Origin of the sequence: Nonomuraea rhizosphaerae, assembly GCF_019396405.1 — a bacterium.
Classification (GTDB): domain Bacteria; phylum Actinomycetota; class Actinomycetes; order Streptosporangiales; family Streptosporangiaceae; genus Nonomuraea; species Nonomuraea rhizosphaerae.
Genome location: NZ_JAHKRL010000067.1, coordinates 1 through 2914, shown reverse-complemented (window position 1 = coordinate 2914; position 2914 = coordinate 1). Strand labels below are relative to the sequence as shown.

Annotated in this window: 5 protein-coding genes; 2 read left to right on the top strand and 3 right to left on the bottom strand. The window is 71.2% G+C overall.

Translation table 11 applies throughout. The annotated features are described in order from the left end of the window. Both KME77_RS03130 and KME77_RS03125 read right to left on the bottom strand, forming a co-directional pair. The coding region (locus KME77_RS03130; protein ID WP_372451123.1) for a hypothetical protein at nt 1–191 on the bottom strand (191 nt) is incomplete at its 3' end. Further along, nucleotides 184–768 (bottom strand): RNA polymerase sigma factor, encoded by a 585-nt coding sequence (locus KME77_RS03125; RefSeq protein WP_219461714.1) that lies wholly within the window; start codon nt 766–768, stop codon nt 184–186. The genes KME77_RS03130 and KME77_RS03125, both read right to left, overlap by 8 nt. 133 nt (nt 769–901) lie before the next feature. On the opposite strand from KME77_RS03125, the gene KME77_RS03120 reads away from it, so the two are divergent. After that, complete coding sequence (locus tag KME77_RS03120; RefSeq protein ID WP_219461711.1) at nt 902–1471, top strand: dienelactone hydrolase family protein; 570 nt, start codon at nt 902–904, stop codon at nt 1469–1471. Between the two features lie 6 nt (nt 1472–1477). Here KME77_RS03120 and KME77_RS03115 read toward each other — a convergent pair whose 3' ends face one another. After that, on the bottom strand, nt 1478–2392 hold the full coding sequence (locus KME77_RS03115) for an esterase/lipase family protein (RefSeq protein WP_219461706.1): 915 nt from the start codon (nt 2390–2392) through the stop codon (nt 1478–1480). Between the two features lie 248 nt (nt 2393–2640). On the opposite strand from KME77_RS03115, the gene KME77_RS03110 reads away from it, so the two are divergent. Beyond that, nucleotides 2641–2847, top strand: a complete 207-nt coding sequence (locus KME77_RS03110) for a cold-shock protein (protein WP_080039881.1) — start codon at nt 2641–2643, stop codon at nt 2845–2847. Nucleotides 2848–2914 lie beyond the last annotated feature (67 nt).

The following is a 2914-nucleotide window of genomic DNA, read 5'->3' as shown; positions in this document are numbered from 1 at the left end:
GCGGCGGCCAGGCCGGCCCAGGCGGCCCGCCTCGGCCCGCCCCGCCGGGGTGCGCCCAGCTCCAGCCACCCGCCGCGGCCGGACGCGCGGCTGCGGATCCTGGTCCGAAGCCGGTCGCGGCTGCGGGCGGCCATCTCCTCGGACGGCTCCGGCCCGGTCAGGACGCCGGCCAGCGTCTGCAGGTCATCCACGGAACGTCTCCTTGCTGACGAGCGGGTCGATGATGGGGTGGATCTTCGCGCGGGCCCGGCTCAGCCTGGAGCCCACCGTGCCGATGGACACGCCGAGCGCCTGGGCCACCTCGTCGTAGCTGAGCTGGCGCAGCGCCACGAGCAGCAGCACGTCCCGTTCGCCACGGGTCAGCGCGGCCAGCGCCCTGGCCAGGTGCGGCTGCAGGCGCTGGGCCGCGACGGTGGTGACGACCCGGTTCTCGTGGCCCTCCGCTGCGGCCTCCGGATCCAGCTTGGACAGCGCCTTGTAGTGGCGCGCCTCCTTGCGCCGGTGCCTGGCGACCAGGTTGGTGGCCAGGCCGAACAGCCAGGGCCGCAGGCCGCCGCGTTCCGGGTCGAACCGGTCGCGCTGGTCGAAGGCCAGCAGGAACGTCTCGGCCGTGACGTCCTCGGCGTCCTGGGCGTCCAGCCGGGCGGCCACGTACAGGAAGATGTCGCGGTGGTACCGGTCGTGCACCGCGGTGAACCGCTCGGGGTCACGCCGGTACCCGGCCACGAGCTCGGCGTCGGTCGCTTGCTCCCGCACCTCGGCGGTCAAGTCCCCGTCTCCGTCATGATCTGCCTTCCGGATGGTGGTCAACGGTCACCCATTCTTCGCCGGACGCCGCAATCTTCTTCCCAAACGTGCCGCGAGGTACGGCATGCTGGACCCGAATGGGAAAGGGAGTTCGATGGCCGAGGTGTTGTTGTTCCATCACGCCCAGGGGCTGACGCCCGGGGTACGCGCGTTCGCCGGGGAGCTGGAGCGGGCCGGGCACACCGTGCACGTGCCGGACCTGTACGAGGGGCACGTCTTCGACGACCTGGAGGCGGGTCTCGCGTACGCGCAGGAGGCCGGGTTCGGGACGATCGTCGAGCGCGGGCGGGCGGCGGCCGAGGGGCTGCCCGCGGGCCTGGTCCACGCCGGGTTCTCGCTCGGCGTGCTGCCCGCGCAGTCGCTGGCCCAGACGCGGCCCGGGGCGAAGGGGGCGCTGCTGTTCCACTCGTGCGTGCCGACGTCGGAGTTCGGCGGTCCGTGGCCGGAGGGGGTGCCGGTGCAGGTCCACGCGATGGACGCGGACCCGTTCTTCGTCGACGACGGGGACGCCGAGGCCGCGCGGGCCCTGGTCCAGGAGGCGGCGGAGGCCGAGCTGTTCCTCTACCCCGGCGACGGCCACCTGTTCGCCGACAGCAGCCTGCCGGGCTACGACGAGAAGGCCACGGCGCTGCTCATGGAGCGGGTGCTCGCCTTCCTCGGGTAAGGCGGGTCAGCCGCCGTTGACCGGCAGGGTGGGTCTGCAGGTCACCGGTGTCGCGTGCGCCGGGTCGAGGGCGTTGGTGACGAAGTGGAGGGCGTTGGCGTCGTACGAGAGGGCCAGGTGCTCCGAGGTGTCCAGCGGGCAGTGGTCCTGCACCACGATGTTGGTGACGTCCGGCCCGCTCAGGAACGCCGACGTGTACGGCGTCACCACCTCGTCCAGGCGGCTGGCGACGACCGTGTAGCGGACGCCGGGCACCGTGTCGCCGCCCGCGTTCAGCCTGCGCAGGAACGGCGATCCGGCGAGCTGGTCGCGGACGGCCTGCCCGGCCACGGCGGTCAGCAGCTCCGGCACTCCGGGCAGGCGCGACAGGCCGAGCACCGTGGTGCCGTGGTTGGGGGGCGCCAGCCCCACCAGCGCGCCGACCTTGCCCGCTCCACCGAGGAAGCGCAGGTAGTGGCGGGGCATCATGCCGCCCTGGCTGTGGCCGACCAGGTCCACCTCGCCCGCGCCGGTGGCGGCCAGCACCCGGTCGACGAAGACGGCCAGCTCGCCCGCCGAGCGATCGACAGGCGCCGTGCCGCCGGGCCGGCTCGAACCGGGCAGGCCGAGGCGCGGCCTGTCCTCCTGGCCGAAGTTGACGGCGAAGACGCAGTAGCCCTGGTTGCGCAGCAGCGGCGAGAGGGTGAACCAGTTGACGGTCATGTTCTCGACCGTGCCGTGGAGGAGCACCACGGGCCGGGGATGGGCGCCGGCCGGCCGGCAGCCCCAGTCGTTGGCACCGGCCGGGGCGGTGTCGGGGTGCAGGGTGGCGTGGGTCAGCGCCAGGACCCCGGAGTACGCGACGGGGAGCGTGGCCGCCATGACCGGCGGCTGCGCCGCGAACACCGTGACCATCGCCATGATCACTGCCCATGTCCTCATGCGCGACGACACTACACACAGTCAACGATCACCACTCACTGTCAGCAAAAGTAGTGACGACGCGCTCGGGACGTCTGCTAGCCTGGGTGGCGTTGCAGTTGTGTTACCCATAAAGACTTTGTGCGCTTGACAGAGTTAGCTCGTCAGGCGTGTTTTTGTTTGCCGGTCATCTCCGGGTGGGCTCATTTCGGCGACACGGGCTTCGCACGGTGCGGAGTTCGTTTCTCCACCTATCTGAAGGAGACAACATGGCTACCGGCACTGTTAAGTGGTTCAACTCTGAAAAGGGCTTCGGCTTCATCGCCCAGGACGGCGGCGGCGCCGACGTCTTCGCCCACTACTCCAACATCGTCGCCAACGGCGGCTACCGCGAGCTGACCGAGGGCCAGAAGGTGTCCTTCGACGTCGTGCAGGGCCAGAAGGGCCCGCAGGCCGAGAACATCGTCTCCGCCTGATCTCGCGGCGTTGATTCCGACCTCGGCGTAGGTCTCGCGTCAGGGCCCGCACCCGTTCTGGGTGCGG